This window comes from Azospirillum thermophilum (genome assembly GCF_003130795.1).
Lineage (GTDB): Bacteria > Pseudomonadota > Alphaproteobacteria > Azospirillales > Azospirillaceae > Azospirillum > Azospirillum thermophilum.
Genome location: NZ_CP029352.1, coordinates 143,686 through 165,000, shown reverse-complemented (window position 1 = coordinate 165,000; position 21,315 = coordinate 143,686). Strand labels below are relative to the sequence as shown.

Genomic DNA, 21,315 nt, shown 5'->3' with positions numbered 1-21,315 from the left:
CCGATGCGCGCAAGGCGGTGGAGACGGCGACGGCCCATCATGCCGGCACGCGGCGGGACTATGAGGCAGCCTGCCTCGCCCAGCAGGAGGCGGAACCGCAGCTCGTCCGCGCCGCCGATCTCGACGGCAAGATCGCCGCGCTGGAGGACCAGCAGCGGGCGGCCGAGGCGGAGCGCAGCAGTGCCAGGCGGCGGCTGGCCGAGGCCGCAGCGGCGCTGGAGCAGGCGAAGCGCACGCTCGACGAGGCCCGCGCCGAGGTCGCGGAGCGGGAGGCGTGGCTTGCCGCCCGTGGTCCCCTCGCCCCGGTGGTCGAGCAATGGTCGCGCTGGGAGGCGGCGATGTCGCGCCATGCCGCGGCGTCGCGCACCCTGGCCGAGGCGCAGCGCGAGGTGCGGCGCCAGGCTGAAACCAGCGCGACCCTCATGGGCGAGCGCGAGTCCCTGGCCGGACACCACGCCAGGGCGACGGAGGCGCTCGCTGCGGCGGAGGCGGCACTTGCCGCCCTGCAGGCCGAATCCGTGCCGCCGCTCGAGGACACCGGTCAGCGCCGGAAATCCCTTGCGCAGCGGCGCGACCGGCTGACCACGCTTGCCGTCCTCGCCGATACGCTGGACCGGCTGGCGCGCGAACGCGCGGAGGCGGAGGCGGAGCAGGCCCGCTGTCTGGAGGAGGCGGAGGCGCAGGACGGGCTGGCCCGCGCGGCGGGAGAGGCCCAGCGGCTCTGCGAGGCGGCGCTTGCCGAGGCGGAGGCGACGCTTCACCGGCTGCGGCTGGCGAGGCGGGAGGATGTCGGCAGCCTGCGCGCCCAGCTCGTGGAGGGGGAGCCCTGCCCGGTCTGCGGGGCGGCCGAACATCCCTGGGCAGCGGGCGGCGACAGCCCGCTGGCCCGGCTGGCCCACGAGCAGGAGGACCGCGTCGCCGCGCTGAAGGCCGATCTCGCCCGCCACTCCCGCGCCCATGGCGCGCACGAGGCGGCCGGCCGGGCCGCGCGGGAGGGCGCGGCGAAGGCCGCCGGTCGGCGTGCCGACTGCGCACGGGAGCAGGCGGACCGGCTGGCGGTGTGGACCGCAGCCCATTCCGGTCTTGCGCTTCCGGCCGAACCGGACGGAACCGCGGTGCGCACGGCGCTGGCGGCGGTGGAGGCGGACCTGACCGAGGTCGCGGCGGCGGAGGCGCTGGCGATCGACCACCGCGGCCGGCTGGACGCGGCTCAGGGGCAGCGGCGGCGGTGCGAGGCGGCGCGTGCCGAGGCCGCGGCGGCGATGGACGCGCTGGACCGCAAGCTGGCCGACGCCCGCCATGCCGGGGAGATCGCCGGCGCCCGGCGCGACCGCGCCGACCAGGACCGGACGGAGGCGCTGGAGGAGCTCGCCCTGCCCTTCGCCGCCCTGGAGGGCTGGCGGGCGGAGCTGGCCCGCGATCCGCAGGTTTTCTCCACGACGCTCGCCGGGAAGGTCACGGCGTTTCAAACTCAGCGAGCCGCGCTGGCCCAGGCGGCAGGCCGGACGGCCGAGGCGGAGACCGCGCTGGCCGCCCGCGCCGCCGCCCATGAGTCGGCGCAGACGGCGGCGACGGCGGCCGGGGAGCGGGTGGACGGTCTGGCCGGGCTGGTCGGCGATGCCCGGCGGGAGCGGGCGGGACTGCTCGACGGCCGGCCGGTGGCGGAGGTGCGGGCCGGGCTGGACGCCCGCCGGACCCGCGCCCATGCGCTGGTCGATCACGCCACCATCGCCCGGCAGGATGCCGCCGCCCGCCTGTCCGCCGCCGAACAGGAGGTCGCGACGCGGCGCGAAGCGGCCCACGCCTGCGCCGGCAAGGCCGCCGAGGCGGCGGAGCGGCTGGAGGACGGGGCGAAGGCCTGCGCGGTCGGCGTGGAGGAGGCGCGGCGCCACCTCTCCCATGACGAGGGCTGGCTGGAGCGGGAGGAAGCCGCCCTCGCTGATTTTGAAACGGCACGGCGCGACGCCTCCCTGCTGCTGGCGGAGCGCGAGCGGCAGCGGCGGGAGCATCATGCGGCCGGCGTCCCCGCCCTGACCGCCGAGGAGGCGCAGGCCGCCCTGGCGGAAGCGGGCGAGCGGCTGCGGGCGCTGCGCGACCGGCTGGCCGAGCTGCGCGGGCGGCTGAACGCCGACCGGCAGAACCGGGATCGGCTCGCCTCGATCATGGGGGCGGTCGAGGCGCAGCGGGAACGCTACCGGCTATGGGCCTCGCTGAACGAGCTGATCGGTTCGGCCAACGGGCAGAAGATGCGCAACTTCGCCCAGAGCCTCAGCCTGGATGCGCTGCTGGTCCAGGCCAACCGCTATCTGGAGGATCTGGCGCGCCGCTATCGGCTGGAACGGGTCGCCGGGGCGGACCTGGAAATCCAGGTGGTGGACCGCGAGATGGCCGACGAGCGGCGCGGGGTGCACAGCCTGTCGGGCGGCGAGCTGTTCCTGGTGTCGCTGGCCTTGGCGCTAGGCCTGTCGGCGATGGCGGCGGGGACGGCCGGCGGGATCGGCACCCTGTTCATCGACGAGGGATTCGGGACGCTCGATCCGACAGCCTCGACGTCGCGCTCTCCTGCCTGGAGGCCCTGCAGGCGAGCGGCCGACAGGTCGGCGTCATCAGCCATGTGCCGGCGATGGTCGACCGGATCGGCGTGCAGATCCGGGTGGAGCCGCTGGGCGGCGGCCGCAGCGTCGTGCGGGTGCGCGGGGCGTCCGGCACCCCGCTGGTTCAGGAGGAGATGATGGCGCTGGGCTGATCCCCGGCACCGTTCCGTTCGGATCGCTCCCGGCCTCAGCCGCGGATCGCGGCGGGGCGCAGGATCAGGTGCTTGTTGGAGGGAACGGCCGGCGGCGACGGTCGCAGGACGAGGCCCTTCGACGTCGGCTCGATGTTGGCGTCGGGATAGACGGCCATGACGTCCTTCAGCGCCTCCTTCAGGCGGAAGGCCAGCACGCGGTGCTCGCTGACCGAGCCGAAATGCTGGGACAGCGCGTGCCAGGGCACCAAGGTCTGCTTGTCCAGCCGGTGCAGGCGGTGGACCAGCCAGACATAAGCGTCGAGCGCCAGGGCGGAGTTCTTCAGCTTGGCGATGGCATGCTCGTCGAGCGGGACGGCATGCTCCATCAGATGCTCGAAGAAGCTCTGGGTCAGGCGGACGAAGCGCACCCACTCCCCGCCGGTGCGGAACAGGTCGGGGGTGTCCTCGTCGTCGCGCCACAGCTTGATGCCGTCGATCAGGCGCTGATCGGAGATTTCCGCGCTGCTGTTGCCGGTGGTGGTGCGCAGGGTGAACTCGCAGCGGGCGATGCGCAGCACCTGCTCGCGCACCGGCTTGTAGTTGCCGCGCTCGCCGCCCGTCGGGGCGAGGCCGAGGCGGCGCAGCCAGGCGCTCATGCTTGGGCCGAGGTCGACGTGCGGGCTGCGCGTCTTGCGGGCCTCGGTCTGCAGGTAGATCATGATCAGGCGCGCCTTGGCGCCGTAGGGGACGCCGACGTCCAGCACGGTGCCGTCGCGCAGCGGCAGGATGCCGGGACGGACGACGAGTTGGTAGCGGCCGTTGTTGCGCACCCAGGGGGCGGTCTCGTCCTTCGGCTTGCGGTGCGGCAGCGAGGCCTGGCAGAAGCCGGCATGGAGGTAGCCGATGGCGTCCATCTCGTTGGACAGCGCCTCGTGCGCCATGATCACGCGCCGCCGCTCCTTGGGGTCCTCGGTGCGGGCAAGGACCGCTTCGAACCCCTCCAGGGTCAGCTGCTCGTGGATCTTGGCCATGGACACCCTCAACCGACTTTCGTTACCGCCGCGACATCACCGTCTCTCACAAACCACAAAATGTGGTGGCTGTGAAGCGGTGTCGATACCACGATTCGCTGAGTTTGCAACGCTCCGTGCAGATTCCGTTGCGACTTCAGCGATAGGACGGGCGGCAGCCCCGGTGCGGCGGCCGGCTTCCGGGACGGGGCGTTACAAACTCAGCGACGCGGCTGCAGGACTGCAGCGGCTTTTCCACAGGGGACGGGCCGTTGTCCTCGCTGAGTCCGCAACAGCAGGCGGGACGGCAGCGGATCCGCCGCGCTGAAGACGCAACGGCAGTCTCGCCGAAGTCGCAACGCCGGGGCACTTGTTTGCGCTGAAGTCGCAACGAAAAGGGCGGTTTTCCACGCTGAATTCGCAACCATGTCCTATATGAGACTCCCGATTCAGAGTCCCTGTAGACCGGTGCGCGCGGGCTTGCCGGCGGACAGGCGGGCACCCTGCCCTCCCCGGAACCTCGATCTTCGCTGAAAACGCAACGGCACGGACCTGTGGCGGAGCGAGTCGGGGCTTTCCAGGGCTGAGCGTCGCAGAATTTGAAACGTCCGGCTCATGGCGAAGGCTCGGCGGGACAGGATTTTGGGCACGCTGATCTTGTAACGCGGAGCGACAAAAGCGAGGCTTTCCAGGGCTTCCAGCGAATCGGCGAGTCGACGCTGAATTTGTAACGGGGAGTCCCCTGGATCAGTCGTGGACCGGACGCTGAATTTGAAACATGGGAATCGTGACTCTTCAATGACCGACTCGCTATAGTGGAGCGGAATCGACGCTGAATTTGTAACGCTCCGGCACGCCGTGGCCGATTTGCCTGCGATCGATGCGACGGCGGAACGACTCGGCGAGTCGCGGCACTGCACAAGAAGCCTCCTCATACGACGTCGTATAGGATCGCTGTCTCATACGACGTCGTATGAAACGAGGATCCGCCGGTTCGGTGACGCAAGCCGCACGCCCGGGCTTGACCGCTTGCGTCACATCCGTAAAGTCGGCCGCGAGAAATTCCCGGAGGTCCCATGACGGGCGAAGAACTGCGCGCCATCCGCGAACGGCGCGGCGAAGACCAGCAGGGATTCGCCGGATGGCTGAACGGCCACCTCAACCGCCGCTATGACCGCTCCCGCGTCAGCCGGTGGGAGAGCGGGGCCGAGCGCATTCCCCAGCAGGTCGCCGCCTTCCTGCAGTCGCAGGCAGTCGCCGAGGCCGACCAGCCCGATGACGGAAAGCCGCGACTCGTCCGCCGGGCGGTGATCGCGGTCGCCAACCAGAAGGGCGGGGTCGGCAAGACGACGACGGCGGTCAACCTCTCCTATGCGCTGGCCAGCCAGGGGCTACGGGTCCTGCTGATCGACAGCGACCCGCAGGCCAACGCCACGGTGCATGTCGGTCTCGATCCGGGGGAGATCGAGACCGCGCGCAAGGGGCTCTACGGCGTGCTGCGGGGCGGCGCCTCCTTCGACACCATCCTGCGGCCGGTTTGCGACGGCGCCTTCACGCTGGCCCCCTCCAGCATCGGCCTCGCCGCCGCCGAGACGGAGCTGGTGGCGGAGCCCGACAATTCCCTGGTGCTGAAGGAGAAGCTGGCGGAGCTGCGCGGCCGCTACGACGTGATGGTGATCGACTGTCCGCCCAACCTCGGCCTGCTCACCATCAATGCGCTGGCGGCGTCCGACCTCGTGCTGATCCCGGTGCAGACCGAGGTGTTCGCCGGACTCGGCGTGCCGCTGCTGATGGAGACGATCGCCAAGATCCGCCGGCGCTCCAACCCGTCGCTCAACATCTTCGGCATCCTGCCGACCATGTACTCCGCGCGCCTCACCCAGGATCAGGCGAGCCTGAAGGAAATCCAGACCCACTATGTCGGCCGCACCCGCGTGTTGCCGCCGGTTCCCCGCGCCACGCTGTTCGCCCAGGCGTCGGGCGCCGGCCGCCCGGCGATCGAGGCCGATCCCAACTCGACCAGCGTGCAGGCCTATGCGGAGCTGGCGCGGGCCGTCATCGCGCATCTGACGAACACGACCAGCCCGGCGGAGAGCGCCCATGCCCCGTAAGCTCGAACGCACCAGCAGCCGTATCCTCGACAAGGCGGCCCAGCGCGGCGGCGATGCGCTGTTCGGACTGTCGGCCGACTTCCCCCGGCTGATCGAAGTCGACATAGATAAGGTGTACCGCAACCCCGACCAGCCGCGCCGGCACTTCGACGAGGAGCAGTTGCGCGAGCTGGCCGACTCCATCGAGCGGCACGGGCTGAAGCAGCCGGTGCTGGTGCAGGAGGCGGACGACGGCACCTATCGTCTGGTGGCGGGGGAGCGGCGCCTGCGCGCCTGTGCGCTGGCCGGCCGCAAGACCATCTTCGCCATCGTCACCGACGGCGACCCCGACGAGCTGGCGCTGATCGAGAACATCCAGCGTGTCGACCTCGACGCCCTGGAGCTTGCCCGCGCCTTCGCCCGGCTGATCGAGCGGCACGACTACACCCATGAGGAGCTGGGGCAGGTGATCGGCCGCAGCCAGGCCGAGGTTACCCGCACCCTGTCTCTGCTCCGCCTGCCCGATGACATTCTGGACGAGTATGAGGGCCGGTACCGCAGCGTGCCCAAGAGCATCCTGACGGAGATCGCCGCGGTGGACGACCCGGCGCTGCAGCGCCGCCTGTGGGACACCATCAAGGACGGCGGCACCGTCAAGGCTCTGCGCGAGGCCAAGCGCGCCGGCGGCGACGCCGCCCGGGCGGAGCGCAAGCCGGCTCCCCCGCCGGTCTTCCGTCTGGTCGAGGCGGCGCAGCGCATCGCCCGCGACTTCGCCGCCGTCGATGTGCGGGATCTGCGCGACCACCGCAAGGAACTGACCGACAGCCAGTGGGAAGAGCTGCGGCGGCTGCACGCCCTGCTGGATCAGCTCCTGGCCTGAGTGAAGGGGGCCTTAGTCACAGGGGTCTGAGCGACGAGGCGGTCCGCCTCCTCCTTCACCAGCCGGTACCAGCGCAGCTTGTCCTCGAAGGGCAGCCGGGCGAGACCGCTCGGTGACGGCACGACGATGTCGAGCACGCCGTCGAACAGGCCGCTGTCCTGGATTCCCCAGGGGGCGTCGGCGAGTCCGCTGGCTGCCAGATAGACGCCCTTGCCGGTGTAGGCGAGGATCCGCGGCCAGATCGCCTCGACGATCTGCCGCAGCCGCGGCACGCCGGCCCGCAGCTCCGCCCGGCTCAGGTCCGCGGCGGTCGCCGTCGCCCGCATCACGAGGTTGGTCGAGCCGAGCCCATGGCTGGGCAGCGTGTGGTCCTGCTCCGCCGGCAACAGGCGCGGTGTCAGGCGGGCCGCCGCCAGCAGCCGCCAGAACTGGTTGCCGCGCCCTGCATAGTGGTGGCCGAGCGCGCCCGACCTCAGGCCGGGATTGAAGCCGACGAACAGCACGGCGATACCGGGGGCGACGATGTCCGGCAGCGGGCCTTCCGGTGGGGGGAGCATCCTGTCCATGTTGCGACTTCAGCGTTGGCCGATGACAGATGCAACAGGGAATCGCCGGCGGCCATTGCGGCAACGCTGAAGTCGTAACGCCGGCCTCCGGCAACCCAGGCTTTTCAAGGCTTTCCGGCTCCGAATGCTACCAAACCTGAGAATCGCTTCCGCGACTCGAGAGGCGCCGGTATCGGCTGTGGCCGGCGATCCGGGGCGGTGTTCGCAGCTTTTCAGGATGGCCGGAGTGTGCCATGGACGGGCGGACCGGACAAGCAACCTGTGTCCATCGCCCTGCCCGTTTCAAATTCAGCGTTGCCATCCCGGCTGATTCCCGTGCAGAAGCCTGATCAATTTTTCGCCAGAAAGGCAGCCTCTGCCCATACTCTGGTCAAAGCCGGTGCCGCACCGCAGCAGCCCCTGCCCGGTCCGCCGCGGCCCTTCCGACCGCCCCGACCCGCGGACTCCCTCGCTTTCCCGTCCCTGCCCCACCGGACCCGGGGCTCTGGCACGCGGCTTGCGATACCGGATGCGAGGCTTCACGGGAGACCGGCAACGTCGTCGGTACCCGCGAATTGAGGCCCGGGCGGCGCGACGCAGCGACGCCGGGGCCGAACAATAAGGGTTCGACGACGAACCGTCCGGGCAATGGCGTCCGAATTGGCAGGCTTCCCCACCGGGGAAGCCGGCCGGTTCGGGCGCCATTTCTTTTTTCCGCACCGGCTCCCCCCGCGCGATCGCGGCGGACCGGACCGAAGACGAGGCAGACGCCATGAGCATGCACCACCCGTTTCCGGCCCTAACCCCCGGTCTCCCCTCCAGCCGGGAGCACCGCGCATGACCGCCCAGAAGGAACGCCTGATCGTCGTCGGCAACGGCATGGCCGGCATCCGCACGGTGGAGGAGCTGCTGGCGCGGGCGCCGGACCGCTACGACATCACCGTGTTCGGGGCCGAGCCGCACCCGAACTACAACCGCATCATGCTCTCCCCCGTGCTGGCCGGGGAAAAGAGCTTCGAGCAGATCATCCTGAACGACCGCGCCTGGTACGAGGCGAACGGCATCACGCTGCTGACCGGCGAGCCGGTGGAGGCGATCGACCGCGCCGCCCGCACCGTCACCTCGCTGTCCGGCCGGACGCTGGGCTATGACCGGCTGCTGCTGGCGACCGGATCGATGCCCTTCATCATTCCGGTGCCGGGGGCGACCCTGCCGGGGGTGATCGGCTTCCGCGACCTCGCTGATGTTGAAACGATGCTGGAGGCGGCGGCGAAGGGCGGCCGGGCCGTGGTGATCGGCGGCGGACTCCTGGGGCTGGAGGCGGCGAACGGGCTGGCGCTGAAGGGCATGGACGTCACCGTCGTGCACCTGATGCCGACGCTGATGGAACGCCAGCTCGATCCCTCCGCCGGCACGCTGCTGCAGCGGGAGCTGGAGGCGCGCGGCATCACCGTGCTGACCGGTGCCGACACCGCGGAGATCATCGGTGGCGGGATCGGCGGCAGCGAGCGTGTCACCGCCGTGCGGCTGAAGGATGGGCGGGAGCTGCCGGCCGACCTCGTCGTCATGGCGGTCGGCATCCGGCCGAACATCGCGCTCGGCAAGGCGGCCGGCCTGGACTGCGGGCGCGGCATCAAGGTCGACGACGCCATGCGGACCTCCGACCCGGCGATCCATGCGGTCGGCGAGTGCGTCGAGCATCGCGGTGTCACCTGGGGCCTCGTGGCGCCGCTGTTCGAGATGGCGAAGGTGCTGGCCGAGCGGCTGGCCGGCGGGACGGAGGCGGCCTATGCGGGCTCCGTCACCTCGACCAAGCTGAAGGTGACGGGCGTCGACGTCTTCTCCGCCGGCGACTTCTCGGGCGGCGAGGGGACGGAGGACATCGTCTTCCGCGACGCCGCCCGCGGCGTCTACAAGCGCCTCGTCCTCAAGGACAACCGGCTGCTCGGCGCCGTGCTCTACGGCGATACCAGGGACGGCCCCTGGTACTTCTCGCTGCTGAAGGACGGTGCCGACGTCTCCGCCGAGCGCGATACGCTGATCTTCGGCCAGGGGTTCGGAGGAGGAGAGGCAGCGAGCCCTGCCGCCGCCGTCGCCGCCCTGCCGGACAGTGCGGAGATCTGCGGTTGCAACGGCGTGTGCAAGGGCACCATCACCGCGGCCATCAGGGACAAGGGCCTGACCAGCCTGGACGAGGTGCGCGCCCACACCAAGGCCTCCGCCTCCTGCGGAAGCTGCACCGGCATGGTGGAGACGCTGCTGGCGGCGACGCTGGGCGACGGCTATGCCGCGGCCCCGGCGGTCAAGCCGATGTGCAAATGCACCACGCACGGCCATGACGCGGTGCGGGCGGCCATCGTCGCACACGGGCTGAAGACGATGTCCGACGTCTTCCAGGCGCTGGAGTGGTCCACGCCGGACGGCTGCGCCTCCTGTCGGCCGGCGCTGAACTACTATCTGCTGTGCGCCTGGCCGGGCGAGTACCGGGACGACTACCAGTCGCGCTTCATCAACGAACGCGCCCACGCCAACATCCAGAAGGACGGCACCTATTCCGTCGTCCCGCGCATGTGGGGCGGGCTGACGTCGGCGAGCGAACTGCGCGCGATCGCCGATGTCGTCGAGAAGTTCGCCATTCCCACCGTCAAGGTCACCGGCGGGCAGCGCATCGACCTGTTCGGCGTGAAGAAGGAGGATCTGCCGGCGGTCTGGGCCGACCTCAACGCCGCCGGCATGGTCTCCGGCCATGCCTATGCCAAGGGGCTTCGCACGGTGAAGACCTGCGTCGGCTCCGAATGGTGCCGCTTCGGCACGCAGGATTCCACCGGCCTCGGCGTGAAGCTGGAGAAGATGACCTGGGGCACCTGGACGCCGCACAAGGTGAAGCTGGCCGTCTCCGGCTGCCCGCGCAACTGTGCCGAGGCGACGATCAAGGACCTCGGCGTCGTCTGCGTCGACAGCGGCTACGAGCTGCATGTCGGCGGCAACGGCGGCATGCATGTCCGCGCCTGCGACCTGCTGGCCAAGGTCGCGACGGAGGAGGAGGTGCTGGAATACACCGGCGCCTTCCTGCAGCTCTACCGCGAGGAGGCCCGCTACCTGGAGCGGACCGCGCCCTGGGTCGAGCGCGTCGGCCTCGACCACATCCGCAGGCGGCTGGTCGGGGATGCCGGGGGGCGCAGGGCGCTGCACGCCCGCTTCCTCTTCTCCCAGAGCTTCTCGCAGGAGGACCCGTGGGCGGAGCGCGCCGCCAGGGGCGTCGATCGTCACGAATTCGCACCGCTTGCCGAACTGGTGGGGTAACGACCATGGATCAGATGATTGCCTGGACCGAAGTCGGCAGCGTGGCGGACATTCCCCGCCAGGGCTCCCGTGTCGTGAAGACGGCCTTCGGCGACGTCGCGCTGTTCCGCACGGCGACCGACGAGGTCTTCGCCCTGGAGGACCGCTGCCCGCACAAGGGCGGGCCGCTGTCGCAGGGGATCGTGCACGGCCGCCGCGTCACCTGCCCGCTGCACAACTGGGTGATCGAACTCGCCACCGGCGAGGCGGTGGCCCCCGACGAGGGCTGTGCCGGCCATGTCCCGGTGCGGATCGAGGGCGGGGTGATCTCGCTGGCTCTCGCCGCCCGCACCCCCGGCCGGGGTGGCTGCCATGGCTGATGCCGGGAGGGACATCCGGACCACCTGCCCCTATTGCGGGGTCGGCTGCGGCGTCGTCGCCAGCGTGGCGGCGGACGGCACGGTCGCCGTGCGCGGCGATCCCGACCATCCCGCCAATTCCGGGCGGCTCTGCTCCAAGGGGTCGGCGCTGGCGGAAACGCTGGTGCCGAACGAGCGGGGCGGCGGCCGCCTGCTCCACCCCGAGATCGGGGGGCGCCGGGTCGGCTGGGACACCGCCATCGCTGAAGTCGCAACGCGGCTCTCCCGGACGGTGGCGCAGCACGGGCCGGAATCGGTCACCTTCTACCTGTCCGGCCAGCTCCTGACCGAGGATTACTACGTCGCCAACAAGCTGATGAAGGGCTTCATCGGCTCGGCCAACGTCGATACCAACTCGCGGCTCTGCATGGCCTCCTCCGTCGCCGGGCACAAGCGCGGCTTCGGCGCCGACACCGTGCCGGTGACCTACGAGGATCTGGAGTTGGCCGACCTCGTGGTGCTGGTCGGCTCCAACCTCGCCTGGTGCCATCCCGTGCTGTACCAGCGGCTGCTGGCGGCCAAGGCGGCGCGCGGCACCCGCATCGTCGTGGTCGATCCGCGGCGCACGGCGACGGCGGACGGGGCCGACCGCCATCTCGCCATTCGCGCCGGTACCGACGCCCTGCTGTTCAACGGGCTGCTGACCCATCTGCATGATGCAGGCCTCACCGACGGCGTCTTCGTCGGCAAGCATGCGGAGGGAGAGGGGGAGGCGCTGGCCGCCGCCCGTGCCGAGGCGCCCGACCCGGCGGCGGTGGCGGAGCGTTGCAAAATCAGCGTGGACGACGTCAGCGGATTCTACGCTGAATTTGCAACGGCCGAGCGCGTCGTCACCGTCTATTCCCAGGGCGTCAACCAGTCGAGCCAGGGCACCGACACCGTCAACGCCATCCTGAACGTCCATTTCCTGACCGGGCGGATCGGCCGGCCGGGCATGGGGCCCTTCTCCGTCACCGGCCAGCCCAACGCGATGGGCGGGCGCGAGGTCGGCGGCCTCGCCAACCAGCTTGCCGCCCATATGGGCTTCGGCGCGGAGGAGGTGGAGCGCGTCGGCCGTTTCTGGCGGGCCCGGCGCATGGCGGCCCGGCCGGGGCTGAAGGCGGTCGACCTGTTCCGCGCGGTGGAGCGGGGGGAGATCAGGGCGGTCTGGATCATGGGCACCAATCCGGCCGTCAGCATGCCCGACGCCGGCCGCGTCCGCCGGGCGCTGGCCGCCTGCGGGACGGTGATCGTCTCCGACTGCATCGCCGACACCGATACCGCCCGCCTCGCCCATATCCGCCTGCCGGCGGTGGGATGGAGCGAGAAGGACGGCACCGTCACCAACTCCGACCGCACCATCTCCCGCCAGCGCGCCTTCCTGCCGCCGTCCGGCGAGGCGCGGCCCGACTGGTGGATCGTCACGCAGGTGGCGCGCGCCATGGGCTTCGCCGACGCCTTCCCCTATGAGACCGCCGCGGCGGTCTTTCGCGAGCATGCCGCCCTGTCGGCCTTCGAGAATGACGGCCGCCGCGCCTTCGACATCGGCGCGCTGGCGGATCTGAGCGACGCTGAATTTGAAACGCTCGCCCCGGCAGCCTGGCCGCGGCGGGCAGGGCAGGGTCCGCAGCGGCGGCTTTTCGGCGACGGGCGGTTCTTCACCGGCAGCGGCCGGGCGCGGCTCGTCCCGGTGCGGACGGCGCCGCTGCCCCGCCCGCTGCCGGCCGGAACTCTGCTGCTGAACAGCGGACGGCTGCGCGACCAGTGGCACACCATGACGCGCACCGGCCTGTCACCCCGCCTGTCCGCCCATGCGCCGGAGCCCTGCCTGGACATCCATCCGGCCGACGCCGCGGCGCGCGGCGTGGCGGACGGCGGCCTCGCCCGCGTCACCACGGCGGCCGGGGAAGCGCTGGTCCGTGTCCGCGTGACGGAGGCGGTGGCCGAAGGCACCCTCTTCCTGCCGATGCACTGGACCGACCGCTTCGCCGCCCGCGCGGTGATCGGGCGGCTGATCGACGACGAGGCGGTCGACCCCCACTCCGGCCAGCCGGACCTCAAGCGGATGCCGGCGGCGGTGGAGCCCTACCGGCCCACCTGGACCGGCTTCCTGCTGGCGCGCCGGCCGGTGGAGCCGGCCCATGACGGCTATTGGGCGCGTCGCGTGGTGACCGGTGGTCATCTGGTGGAGTTGGCGGGCACCGGCCGGCTGCCGGCGTTGGAGGAGCTGGCCTGGCTGCCCGGCTTCGCCCCCGACGGCGCGGTGGTGGAGTACAGCGACGACGCCCGCGGCGTGCGGCGCCGCGCCTGGCTGTGCCAGGACAGGCTGGAGGGCTGCCTGTTCCTGGCGGCCGGCGACGCCTTGCCGCCGCGCTCCTGGCTCGCCGGGCTGCTGGCGGCGGACGGGCTCGACGCCGGGGACCGCGCGGCCGTGCTGGCCGGGCGGGCGCCCGGTGCCGCGGCCGGGACGGCGGACCAGGGCCGGATCGTCTGTTCCTGCTTCGGCGTCGGCCTCACCCGCCTGATCGCCGCGATCCGCGATCAGGGTCTGACCTCGGTCCCGGAGATCGGCCGCGCGCTGAAGGCGGGGACCAACTGCGGGTCATGCGTTCCCGAATTGAAGGAGGTGCTTCAGCATGCACGCCAGCGTGAAGTTGCCTGACCCCGGCCTGCTCGGCCTCCTGCTGCGGGTGGGGGAGGGGCTGCGGGCGGTGGTGACGCTGCGCCGCTCCGCCTCCGGCGCCCGCTCGACGCGGCGCCCTCCGCCGGGCAGCGTGGCGCTGGTCGGCGCCGGCCCCGGCGATCCCGACCTGCTGACGGTGGCGGCGGTCAAGGCGCTGGCGGCGGCGGAGGTGGTGCTCTACGACCATCTGGTCGGCGAGGGCATCCTGGATCTGGTCCCGGCGACGGCCGAGCGGATCTGCGTCGGCAAGCGCTCCGGCCGCCACTCCTTGCCGCAGGAGGAGATCAGCGCCCTGATCGTCGCCCGCGCGCTGGCCGGCCGGCGGGTGGTGCGGCTGAAGGGCGGCGACCCGATGATCTTCGGCCGGGCGGGGGAGGAGATCGACGCGCTCGACGCCCATGGCATCCCGGTGACGGTCATCCCCGGCATCACCGCGGCGCTCGGCTGCGCGGCGGGTGCCGGCCTGTCGCTGACCCGCCGCGGCGTGTCCCGCGCCGTCACCTTCGTCACCGCCCACGGCCGCGACGGCGAGCGGTTCGAGCCGGACTGGGCGCGCCTGGCCGACCCGCAGGGGACCCTGGCGATCTACATGGGGCGGGACCAGGCCCGCGCCGTCGGGCAGGGACTGACCGGTGCCGGCCTTCCGGCCTCGACGCCCGTGCTGGCGGTGGAGAACGGCTGCCGCCCGGACGAACGGCGCTGGCGCACGACGCTCGGCGCGATGGCCGGGCAGGGGATCGCCGCCGGCAAGGGCCCGACGCTGCTGCTGATCGGCGGGGCCCTGGCCCAGCGGGATGGGGCCCAGCGGGACGGGCTACAGGGCGGGGCGCCGGCCGCCGTTGATCGGTGCGCGGCCGGCGACCTCGGCTAGCGGCTCGACCACCACCGTCATGGTGAAGACGGTGGCGTGCAGCAGCTCCGTCCCGGTCAGCATGATCCCGACATGGCCGGGGAAGAAGACGATGTCGCCGCGCCGCCACTCGGTGCCGACGCCGTCGTCGGTCAGCCAGGCGCCCAGCCGCTCGTCGGCGCGCTGCCGGCCGCTGCTGTGCGGCAGGACCAGCCCGGCCGCCGCCATGGCGGTGAGGACGAGGCCGGAGCAGTCGATGCCGAAGGCGCTGCGCCCGCCCCAGACATAGGGCGTCTCCAGGAAGCGCAGGGCGGTCGCCACGGGATCGCGGGCGGGCGGGGCGTCCACCGGTTCCACCATCCCGCCGAACAGCCACAGCCCGTTGCTCAGCCCGACCCAGCCATTCTCCGCCCGCCCGTCGAGCGTCACCCCCGACCCGAAGCTCAGCGTGCCGACCGGCGGGGCCCGGTGGGTGGGGGCGGGGTGCAGGTCGGCGCGCAGGCCGCGGATGCGGTGGGTGGGGGCGACCGGCTCCGCCGCCGGCGTGCCGGGGGCGAGCCAGCCGGTCTCGCCGTTGAAGCGGCTTTCCACCTTCAGCCAGCCGCCCGCCTCGTCGAGCACGGCGAAGGTCTCGCCGAACAGCATTTCGCTGACCTGGGACACGCCGGCCCGCGGCTCCTCCAGAATCAGGGCTTGCGGGGCGGTCAGTTGGCGGATCGTCATCGGAAACTCTCTCTGCGGGCCGGTCAGAGCCGGTAAAGGGTGCGGAACCAGGTCACGAAGGGGCCGGCATGCGAAGACTTCGGGTCCAGAATCTTCTGGAGGAGAGCCGTTCCGAAGCTCTGCCCCGGCGGGTCCTGCCACGCCAGCCACGTGTGGATGTTGGATTTGTCGAGATGGGCGTCCCGGCACTTCGCCCCCAGTTCCAGGGCCTCGCGGACGGCCGCCTGCGCCTTTCGCCAGACCGGTTCCTCACCATCGGGGACGAGGAAGCCCAGGAAGGTCTCCATCATGCCGCGGGAGCTGTTGTCGGGCATGATCCAGATGCCCAGCCGCTTGCCCTGCGCGTTGTCGATCACCAGCCCGCCGGGGGCGACGGTTTCCGGGATTTCCGGGAACTGGCCGAGGCATAACGAGCGCAGGCGGGCCCAGCGGGTGGTGAAATCCGCATCCGCATCGACGACGATGCCCAGCGTTTCCACTTCACGCGACTTCAGTTTCGTGGAGATGAAGCCGGTGGCCAGGATATTCTCGACGCCGCCGCATTGCTCGATTACCACCGGCCGCTCTTCCTTGGTGTTTCCCCAGGGGACATGGGCGGCCATCAGTTGGACGATCGCGTACAGGTCGTCATGGCCTTCGACCAGCAGATGCTTCCGGTTGGCGGTGCCCATGGGTCAGCGAACCTCGATCCGGCGTTCGGCGGCGACGGTGATCTCCGCCTCGCTGTAGGGGACCGCGGCCTGCTGCCCCGGTTCGATGCGCTGGATGGTCACCCGGCTGCCGGCCTCGACGTCCCTGCGGCAGATGGAGGCGAGGCTGTGGACGCAATCCTGGCTGTGCGTCGTGGCGAAGACCTGCACGTTCAGCGCCTCCGCCGTCTTCGCGATCAGCGTCCACATCTTGTCCATGACCGTATAGTGCAGGCCCGTATCGATTTCATCGACCAGCAGGACGCCGTCCTTGGCCCGCACCAGCGCGAGCGCCATGGACAGCATGCGCCAGATACCGTCCCCCAGGCTGCCGATCGGCACCGGAACATCGTTTCCGGCAATCTTCACGACGAACCCGCCGCGCCGGGAGGCGGCAAGTGAGGAGGGGGCCGCCGTCAGCGGCGCGATCCGTTCGATCTTCGGCTCCACGGCACGCAGAGCATCGAGGATCTGATCCTCCCCCTCGGTCAGGACTATGCCGTTCCACAATTCGTGGAGTTGGAGAGGGGAAAGTGATCCCGTCGAGATGTAACGTGCGCTCGACCCAGACTGGTTTCGGCGGGATCTATGTCGGCCTGTTTGGAAAGTGCGGAGTGAAATGCCTCCACGCTCTGTCAAAGGGAAATGGGGCGGGTCAAGGACCTCGTCATCCATGCGAACAACTAAGTAAACCCCTTCCTCTCTCTCATCCTCAAGAAAAGAGAATTTAACTTGCGCTTCGTTTCTTTCTAGAACGGCATCAACATAAACATGAAGCCTGCGGCGCACATCCTGTTCTGCGCCTGACACAGTAAATTGAGCGAAATTGTTCAAGTCATGCCCATGGAAAAGATGGCAGACCTCGATCTCCGGCGGATCGCCTTCCCCTCTCAGATCGCCGAACCTTTCCCCGCGGCTCGTCTGGATTTCCCAGATCGCTCCCAGATCACCATCGGATGCCAGGAGATAGAGCGCCTCGAGAACCGAGGTCTTGCCGCTGTTGTTCGTGCCGACCAGCAGGTTGATCCTGCCCAGGCCGCTCATGGTCAGGCGGTCGAGGCCGCGATAGCCTTTGATTTCAACGCTTTGGAACATGTCCGCCAGTCTTTGCAGGTCGTCGGGCCCGCGCCATTCTAGCGGATGGCCCCGCGGCTCGCCACGCCGGAACGTCCCTCCGCCCGGCCCCGGCCCCGGCCCAGGGACGGGCCGGAGGGGCGGGCGGAGGAGCCGTCCCCTGGGTCACCCCGTCCCCGGCTGGACCGAGCCTTCGGTGTCCTCGGCGCGGTCGCGCAGCTCGTCGGAGGACAGGCCGGCGGGGGTGGCGTCCTGCAGGGTGCCGTCGCCGGGGGTGCGGCCGGGCTCCTGCCGGTCCTTCGGCCGGTCCTGCGCCACATCGTCCGGCCGCGGGGTTTCCCCTGAGCCGGAATTGTCGTTTCGGGGCGTGTCGGTCATGGCGTCCTCGTGTTACTGTCCTGTCGATAAACGACCGGAAGCGTCGGATGTTTCGCCGGACATCATGCCGGGCCGTCGCCACGCCGGCCGGACCAGCCGGGAATGAGGAGACCGAGAAGGCCATGGACACCAACACGCCCCACCCCCACGGCACCGGACAGCAGGTCGGGACCGTCACCCTGACCGACGACGCCACCGGCAAGACCGTCAAGCTGCCGGTCCTCGGCGGCTCGGAAGGGCCGCGGGTCATCGATATCCGCAAGCTCTACGGCGAGACCGGCTACTTCACCTTCGACCCGGGCTTCACCTCCACCGCGGCCTGCGATTCCGCGATCACCTACATCGACGGCGACGAGGGCATCCTGCGCCACCGCGGCTACGCCATCCAGGATCTGGCGCGGAACTGCGACTTCCTGGAGGTCTGCTACCTGCTGCTGAACGGCGACCTGCCCGACGCGCAGCAGAAGGACGATTTCGAGCGCACCATCACCTACCACACGATGGTGCATGAGCAGCTCGCCAAGTTCTACAGCGGCTTCCGCCGCGACGCCCACCCGATGGCCATCATGGTCGGCGTGGTCGGCGCGCTGTCGGCCTTCTACCACGATTCGACCGACATCTTCGACCCGCTGCAGCGCAAGATCGCGGCGCACCGCCTGATCGCCAAGATGCCGACCATGGCCGCCATGGCCTACAAATACACGGTCGGCGAGCCCTTCATGTACCCGCGCAACGACCTGGGTTATGCCGAGAACTTCCTCTACATGACCTTCGGCACGCCCTGCGAGCCGTACATGCCGAGCCCGATCCTGTCCAAGGCGATGGACAAGATCTTCATCCTGCACGCCGACCACGAGCAGAACGCCTCGACCTCCACCGTCCGCCTCGCCGGCTCCTCCCACGCCAACCCGTTCGCCTGCATCGCGTCGGGCATCGCGGCGCTGTGGGGCCCGGCCCACGGCGGCGCCAACGAGGCCGTGCTGAAGATGCTGGAGGAGATCGGCTCGGTCGAGCGCATCCCCGAATTCATCAAGCGCGCCAAGGACAAGAACGACAACTTCCGCCTGATGGGCTTCGGCCACCGGGTCTACAAGAACTACGACCCGCGCGCCAAGATCATGCGCGAGACCTGCTACGAGGTGCTGAACGAACTGGGCATCAAGGACGAGCCGCACCTCGCCATCGCGATGGAGCTGGAGAAGATCGCGCTTGAGGATCCCTACTTCGTCGAGAAGAAGCTCTATCCGAACGTCGACTTCTACTCGGGCATCATCCTGAAGGCGATGGGCTTCCCGACCAGCATGTTCACCGTGCTGTTCGCGCTGGCCCGCACCGTCGGCTGGATCAGCCAGTGGAAGGAGATGATCGAGGATCCGGCCCAGAAGATCGGCCGTCCCCGCCAGCTCTACACCGGCACGCCGGCCCGCGAGTTCGTGCCGCTCGCCAGGCGGTAACGGCCCGCGAGGGGGACATCCCGTCAGATGGCCGGGCCTGCCCCGGCCATCATGGCGGGAGCGGGGAGGATCGTCCCGGACGGGGACGCTCGGGCGCAGGGCGCAAGCGACAAGAACCGAAAAGGCGGCGCGGGTGACGGACGGGGTGCAGGTGGGGCTGGCGGCGGCCATCGTGGCGGTGGAGGACGGCCGTCCCCGGGTGGTGGCCGTGCGCAGCGGCTTCGAGGTTCCGGCCAGCCATCGCCGCGGCGACGAGCCGCTTCCCCACCGCGACGCGCTTCCCGGCGCCGCCTTCGAACCCGGCCGCTTCCGCACCCTGCAGGACGGCGTGCGCGCGGTGGCGGAGGGGCTGTCCGGCCTGTCGCTGCGCTATGTCGAGCAGCTCTACACCTTCGGCGACCGCTTCCGCGACCCGCACGAGTTGTTCGGCGGCCCGCGCTCCGTCGTCGTCGGCTATCTGGCACTCGTCCGCGAGGCTCCGCTGGGCGGGAGCGGGGGCGAGGCCGGGGCGGAGTGGCGCGACCTCTACGACTTCTTCCCGTGGGAGGACTGGCGGGACAGCCGGCCGGCCCTGCTCGACGGGGTGATCCTGCCGGCGCTGCGCGACTGGATCGCCGCGACCCGCGAGACGGATCTGCGGGCGCGGCGGCGCGAGCGCGCCCAGCTCGCCTTCGCCATCGACGGCGACGGCAGCGGCTGGGACATGGAACGCGTGCTGGAGCGCTACGAGCTGCTCTACGAAGCCGGGCTGGTGGTGGAGGCGTTCCGCGACCGGGACCTCGCCCACCGGGCCGGCCGGCTCGACCGGCCGCCGGGGGCATCATGCCGCGCGCGCTCGGCCGGCCGATGGCGCGCGACGGCCGGCGCATCCTGGCGGCGGCGCTGGAGCGGCTGCGCGGCAAGCTGAAGTACCGCCCCATCGTCTTCGAACTGCTGCCCGGCACCTTCACGCTCCACCAGCTCCAGCGCGTGGTGGAGGCGCTGTCGGGCGAGCGGCTGCACAAGCAGAATTTCCGCCGCCTGATGATCTCCGGCGGCTTCGTCGAACCGACCGGCAGCTTCGAAAGCCAGACCGGCGGCCGGCCGGCGGAGCTTTACCGCTTCCGCCGCCAGGCCATCCACGAACGCACCAGTGCCGGCGCCATCCCCTCGGCGGGGGAGTGAGGAGGCGGCTCCGCCCCCTGTGTACCCAGGCCCCCTACATGTCCAGCCCGATGTCGAGGTTCGGGGCGCTGTGGGTCAGCCAGCCGCAGGAGATCATGTCGACGCCTGCCTCGGCGATGGCGCGGACGGTGGCGAGGGTGACGTTGCCCGACGCCTCGGTCAGCAGGCGGCCGTCGACCAGGGCGACCGCGCGGCGCAGCGTCGCCGGATCCATGTTGTCGAGCAGCACGACGTCCACCCTCAGGGCCGCCGGCAGGTCCAGCAGCTCTTCGAGCTGGGCGAGCGTGTCGACCTCCACCTCCACCTTCACCATATGGCCGATGGCGGCGCGCACCCGTTCCACCGCCGGGCGTATGCCGCCGGCGACGGCGAGGTGGTTGTCCTTGATCAGCACCGCGTCGTCGAGGCCGAAGCGATGGTTGAAGCCGCCGCCGAGCCGCACCGCCTGCTTCTCCAGCACGCGCAGGCCGGGGGTGGTCTTGCGGGTGCAGACGATGCGGGCGCGGGTGCCCTCCACCTCGCGGACCAGGGTGCGGGTGGCGGTGGCGATGCCCGACAGCCGGCCCATGAGGTTCAGCGCCGTGCGTTCCGCCGTCAGCAGGGCGCGGGCCTTGCCGTAGACGGTGGCGATGGTGCCGCCGGGCGCCACGTCGGTGCCGTCGGGCCGCTCGATGGCGAAGGAGGCTTCGGGGTCGAGCAGGCGGAAGGCCAGCAGCGCAGCCTCCAGCCCGGCGACGCGGCCGTCCTTGCGGGCGTTGATGCGGGCGGTCGCGGTGGCGTCGGCGGGGATGATGCTGTCGGTGGTGATGTCGCCGGCCCGCCCCAGATCCTCCGCCAGGGCGGTGCGGACGATGGGCTCGGCCATGGAGAAGCCGGTCGGGTACGGGCCGGGGCTCAGAGGATGCGGCATGCGGCGTCTCCGGGCAGCGGGCCGGCGGCGCCGGCGCCAAGGGTGAACAGGTCGGTCAGGGTGTGGATGGAACGTTCGGCGGCCGGGGCGGCGTCGGGATGGTCGGTGCGGCAATGGGCGCCGCGGCTTTCCCGCCGGGCCAGCGCCGCCGAGACGACCAGCCGGCCGACCAGCAGCCGGTTGCGCGCCTCGCCCCAGCGGCGGACGGCCTCCGGATCGGACCCCGTCCCGGCCTCGTCCCGCAGCAGGTCCAGCGCCGCCGCCAGCCGGTCGAGCCGCCGCCGGGCGCCGCGCAGGCCCAGCTCGCTGCGCACCAGCCCGGCTCCTTCGTAGAGAACGCTGCGCGCCTCGTCCGAGATGGCGTCGAGCAGGGAACCGCCGACCCCGGCCGGCGCCACCGGCGGGTCGGGCAGGGCGACGGGCGGCAGCGGCGGCAGCTCGCGGGCGGCGATGTCGC

General features: G+C 70.9%; 18 protein-coding genes (1 of these 18 only partly in view). 10 read left to right on the top strand and 8 right to left on the bottom strand.

The window, feature by feature from the left end; genetic code table 11:
- On the top strand, window positions 1-2,732 hold the 3' portion of the coding sequence (locus DEW08_RS00735; RefSeq protein WP_245986042.1) for an AAA family ATPase. 1,009 nt of this gene lie to the left of the window's left edge; the window shows 2,732 of its 3,741 coding nt (coding positions 1,010-3,741); its start codon lies off the left edge, out of view; its stop codon occupies window positions 2,730-2,732.
- 49 nt (window positions 2,733-2,781) lie between these two features.
- Here the strand turns inward: DEW08_RS00735 and DEW08_RS00730 are convergent, their stop codons facing one another.
- Window positions 2,782-3,759 carry a replication protein RepA gene (locus tag DEW08_RS00730; RefSeq protein ID WP_109323675.1) on the bottom strand — a complete coding sequence of 326 codons (978 nt, stop codon included), beginning with the start codon at window positions 3,757-3,759 and terminating at the stop codon, window positions 2,782-2,784.
- 1,055 nt (window positions 3,760-4,814) lie between these two features.
- Between DEW08_RS00730 and DEW08_RS00725 the strand changes: the two genes are divergently transcribed.
- Together DEW08_RS00725 and DEW08_RS00720 are read left to right on the top strand one after the other, a co-directional pair.
- Window positions 4,815-5,849, top strand: coding sequence for an AAA family ATPase (locus tag DEW08_RS00725; protein WP_109323674.1), 1,035 nt, complete (start codon window positions 4,815-4,817; stop codon window positions 5,847-5,849).
- Entirely contained in the window at window positions 5,839-6,708 is an 870-nt protein-coding gene (locus tag DEW08_RS00720) for a ParB/RepB/Spo0J family partition protein (protein WP_109323673.1), read from the top strand. The genes DEW08_RS00725 and DEW08_RS00720 overlap by 11 nt, the downstream gene beginning before the upstream one ends.
- Here the strand turns inward: DEW08_RS00720 and DEW08_RS00715 are convergent.
- Window positions 6,693-7,274 (bottom strand): mismatch-specific DNA-glycosylase, encoded by a 582-nt coding sequence (locus DEW08_RS00715; RefSeq protein WP_109323671.1) that lies wholly within the window; start codon window positions 7,272-7,274, stop codon window positions 6,693-6,695. The two genes, DEW08_RS00720 and DEW08_RS00715, sit on opposite strands and share 16 nt — an antisense overlap.
- 816 nt (window positions 7,275-8,090) lie before the next feature.
- Between DEW08_RS00715 and nirB the strand changes: the two genes are divergently transcribed.
- From nirB to cobA, 4 genes are read left to right on the top strand one after another with little or no spacing between them, the layout of a single operon-like run.
- Entirely contained in the window at window positions 8,091-10,556 is a 2,466-nt protein-coding gene (nirB, locus tag DEW08_RS00710; RefSeq protein ID WP_109323670.1) for a nitrite reductase large subunit NirB, read from the top strand.
- Window positions 10,557-10,561: 5 nt separating this feature from the next.
- Window positions 10,562-10,915, top strand: a complete 354-nt coding sequence (gene nirD, locus DEW08_RS00705; RefSeq protein ID WP_109323669.1) for a nitrite reductase small subunit NirD — start codon at window positions 10,562-10,564, stop codon at window positions 10,913-10,915.
- Window positions 10,908-13,595, top strand: a complete 2,688-nt coding sequence (locus tag DEW08_RS00700; protein ID WP_109323667.1) for a nitrate reductase — start codon at window positions 10,908-10,910, stop codon at window positions 13,593-13,595. Before nirD ends, DEW08_RS00700 begins: the two co-directional genes overlap by 8 nt.
- Window positions 13,570-14,487: a uroporphyrinogen-III C-methyltransferase gene (gene cobA / locus DEW08_RS00695; RefSeq protein ID WP_109323666.1), complete on the top strand. Its 918-nt coding sequence runs from the start codon at window positions 13,570-13,572 to the stop codon at window positions 14,485-14,487. The genes DEW08_RS00700 and cobA overlap by 26 nt, the downstream gene beginning before the upstream one ends.
- On the opposite strand, the gene DEW08_RS00690 is transcribed toward cobA, so the two are convergent.
- The 4 genes from DEW08_RS00690 to DEW08_RS00675 form a co-directional block, all read right to left on the bottom strand.
- Window positions 14,431-15,189, bottom strand: a complete 759-nt coding sequence (locus tag DEW08_RS00690) for a C40 family peptidase (RefSeq protein ID WP_109323663.1) — start codon at window positions 15,187-15,189, stop codon at window positions 14,431-14,433. The two genes, cobA and DEW08_RS00690, sit on opposite strands and share 57 nt — an antisense overlap.
- Window positions 15,190-15,212: 23 nt before the next feature.
- Window positions 15,213-15,860, bottom strand: a complete 648-nt coding sequence (locus DEW08_RS00685) for a DUF3226 domain-containing protein (protein WP_109323662.1) — start codon at window positions 15,858-15,860, stop codon at window positions 15,213-15,215.
- Between the two features lie 3 nt (window positions 15,861-15,863).
- Entirely contained in the window at window positions 15,864-16,973 is a 1,110-nt protein-coding gene (locus DEW08_RS00680; RefSeq protein ID WP_109323659.1) for an AAA family ATPase, read from the bottom strand.
- 144 nt (window positions 16,974-17,117) lie between these two features.
- Window positions 17,118-17,330, bottom strand: coding sequence for a hypothetical protein (locus DEW08_RS00675; RefSeq protein ID WP_109323658.1), 213 nt, complete (start codon window positions 17,328-17,330; stop codon window positions 17,118-17,120).
- 122 nt (window positions 17,331-17,452) lie between these two features.
- Between DEW08_RS00675 and gltA the strand changes: the two genes are divergently transcribed.
- The 3 genes from gltA (at window position 17,453) to DEW08_RS31815 (ending at window position 19,948) form a co-directional block, all read left to right on the top strand.
- Window positions 17,453-18,784, top strand: a complete 1,332-nt coding sequence (gltA, locus tag DEW08_RS00670; RefSeq protein WP_109323657.1) for a citrate synthase — start codon at window positions 17,453-17,455, stop codon at window positions 18,782-18,784.
- A 133-nt stretch (window positions 18,785-18,917) separates the two neighbouring features.
- Window positions 18,918-19,691 (top strand): NUDIX hydrolase, encoded by a 774-nt coding sequence (locus DEW08_RS00660; RefSeq protein ID WP_245986040.1) that lies wholly within the window; start codon window positions 18,918-18,920, stop codon window positions 19,689-19,691.
- Window positions 19,631-19,948: an NUDIX hydrolase gene (locus tag DEW08_RS31815; RefSeq protein WP_245986038.1), complete on the top strand. Its 318-nt coding sequence runs from the start codon at window positions 19,631-19,633 to the stop codon at window positions 19,946-19,948. Before DEW08_RS00660 ends, DEW08_RS31815 begins: the two co-directional genes overlap by 61 nt.
- A 34-nt stretch (window positions 19,949-19,982) precedes the next feature.
- Here DEW08_RS31815 and nadC read toward each other — a convergent pair whose 3' ends face one another.
- The gene (gene nadC, locus DEW08_RS00655; protein ID WP_425429090.1) at window positions 19,983-20,813 is read right to left on the bottom strand and encodes a carboxylating nicotinate-nucleotide diphosphorylase; all 831 of its coding nucleotides are present in this window, start codon (window positions 20,811-20,813) and stop codon (window positions 19,983-19,985) included.
- Between the two features lie 29 nt (window positions 20,814-20,842).
- Window positions 20,843-21,172, bottom strand: a complete 330-nt coding sequence (locus tag DEW08_RS31810) for a hypothetical protein (RefSeq protein ID WP_245986120.1) — start codon at window positions 21,170-21,172, stop codon at window positions 20,843-20,845.
- Between the last annotated feature and the right edge of the window lie 143 nt (window positions 21,173-21,315).

Coding starts and splice junctions, on each gene's coding strand:
- DEW08_RS00730 (WP_109323675.1), bottom strand. CDS start 3,759: ATGGCCAAGATCCACGAGCAGCTGACCCTGGAGGGGTTCGAAGCGGTC.
- DEW08_RS00725 (WP_109323674.1), top strand. CDS start 4,815: ATGACGGGCGAAGAACTGCGCGCCATCCGCGAACGGCGCGGCGAAGAC.
- DEW08_RS00720 (WP_109323673.1), top strand. CDS start 5,839: ATGCCCCGTAAGCTCGAACGCACCAGCAGCCGTATCCTCGACAAGGCG.
- DEW08_RS00715 (WP_109323671.1), bottom strand. CDS start 7,274: ATGGACAGGATGCTCCCCCCACCGGAAGGCCCGCTGCCGGACATCGTC.
- nirB (WP_109323670.1), top strand. CDS start 8,091: ATGACCGCCCAGAAGGAACGCCTGATCGTCGTCGGCAACGGCATGGCC.
- nirD (WP_109323669.1), top strand. CDS start 10,562: ATGGATCAGATGATTGCCTGGACCGAAGTCGGCAGCGTGGCGGACATT.
- DEW08_RS00700 (WP_109323667.1), top strand. CDS start 10,908: ATGGCTGATGCCGGGAGGGACATCCGGACCACCTGCCCCTATTGCGGG.
- cobA (WP_109323666.1), top strand. CDS start 13,570: ATGCACGCCAGCGTGAAGTTGCCTGACCCCGGCCTGCTCGGCCTCCTG.
- DEW08_RS00690 (WP_109323663.1), bottom strand. CDS start 15,189: ATGACGATCCGCCAACTGACCGCCCCGCAAGCCCTGATTCTGGAGGAG.
- DEW08_RS00685 (WP_109323662.1), bottom strand. CDS start 15,860: ATGGGCACCGCCAACCGGAAGCATCTGCTGGTCGAAGGCCATGACGAC.
- DEW08_RS00680 (WP_109323659.1), bottom strand. CDS start 16,973: ATGTTCCAAAGCGTTGAAATCAAAGGCTATCGCGGCCTCGACCGCCTG.
- DEW08_RS00675 (WP_109323658.1), bottom strand. CDS start 17,330: ATGACCGACACGCCCCGAAACGACAATTCCGGCTCAGGGGAAACCCCG.
- gltA (WP_109323657.1), top strand. CDS start 17,453: ATGGACACCAACACGCCCCACCCCCACGGCACCGGACAGCAGGTCGGG.
- DEW08_RS31815 (WP_245986038.1), top strand. CDS start 19,631: ATGGCGCGCGACGGCCGGCGCATCCTGGCGGCGGCGCTGGAGCGGCTG.
- nadC (WP_425429090.1), bottom strand. CDS start 20,813: ATGGCCGAGCCCATCGTCCGCACCGCCCTGGCGGAGGATCTGGGGCGG.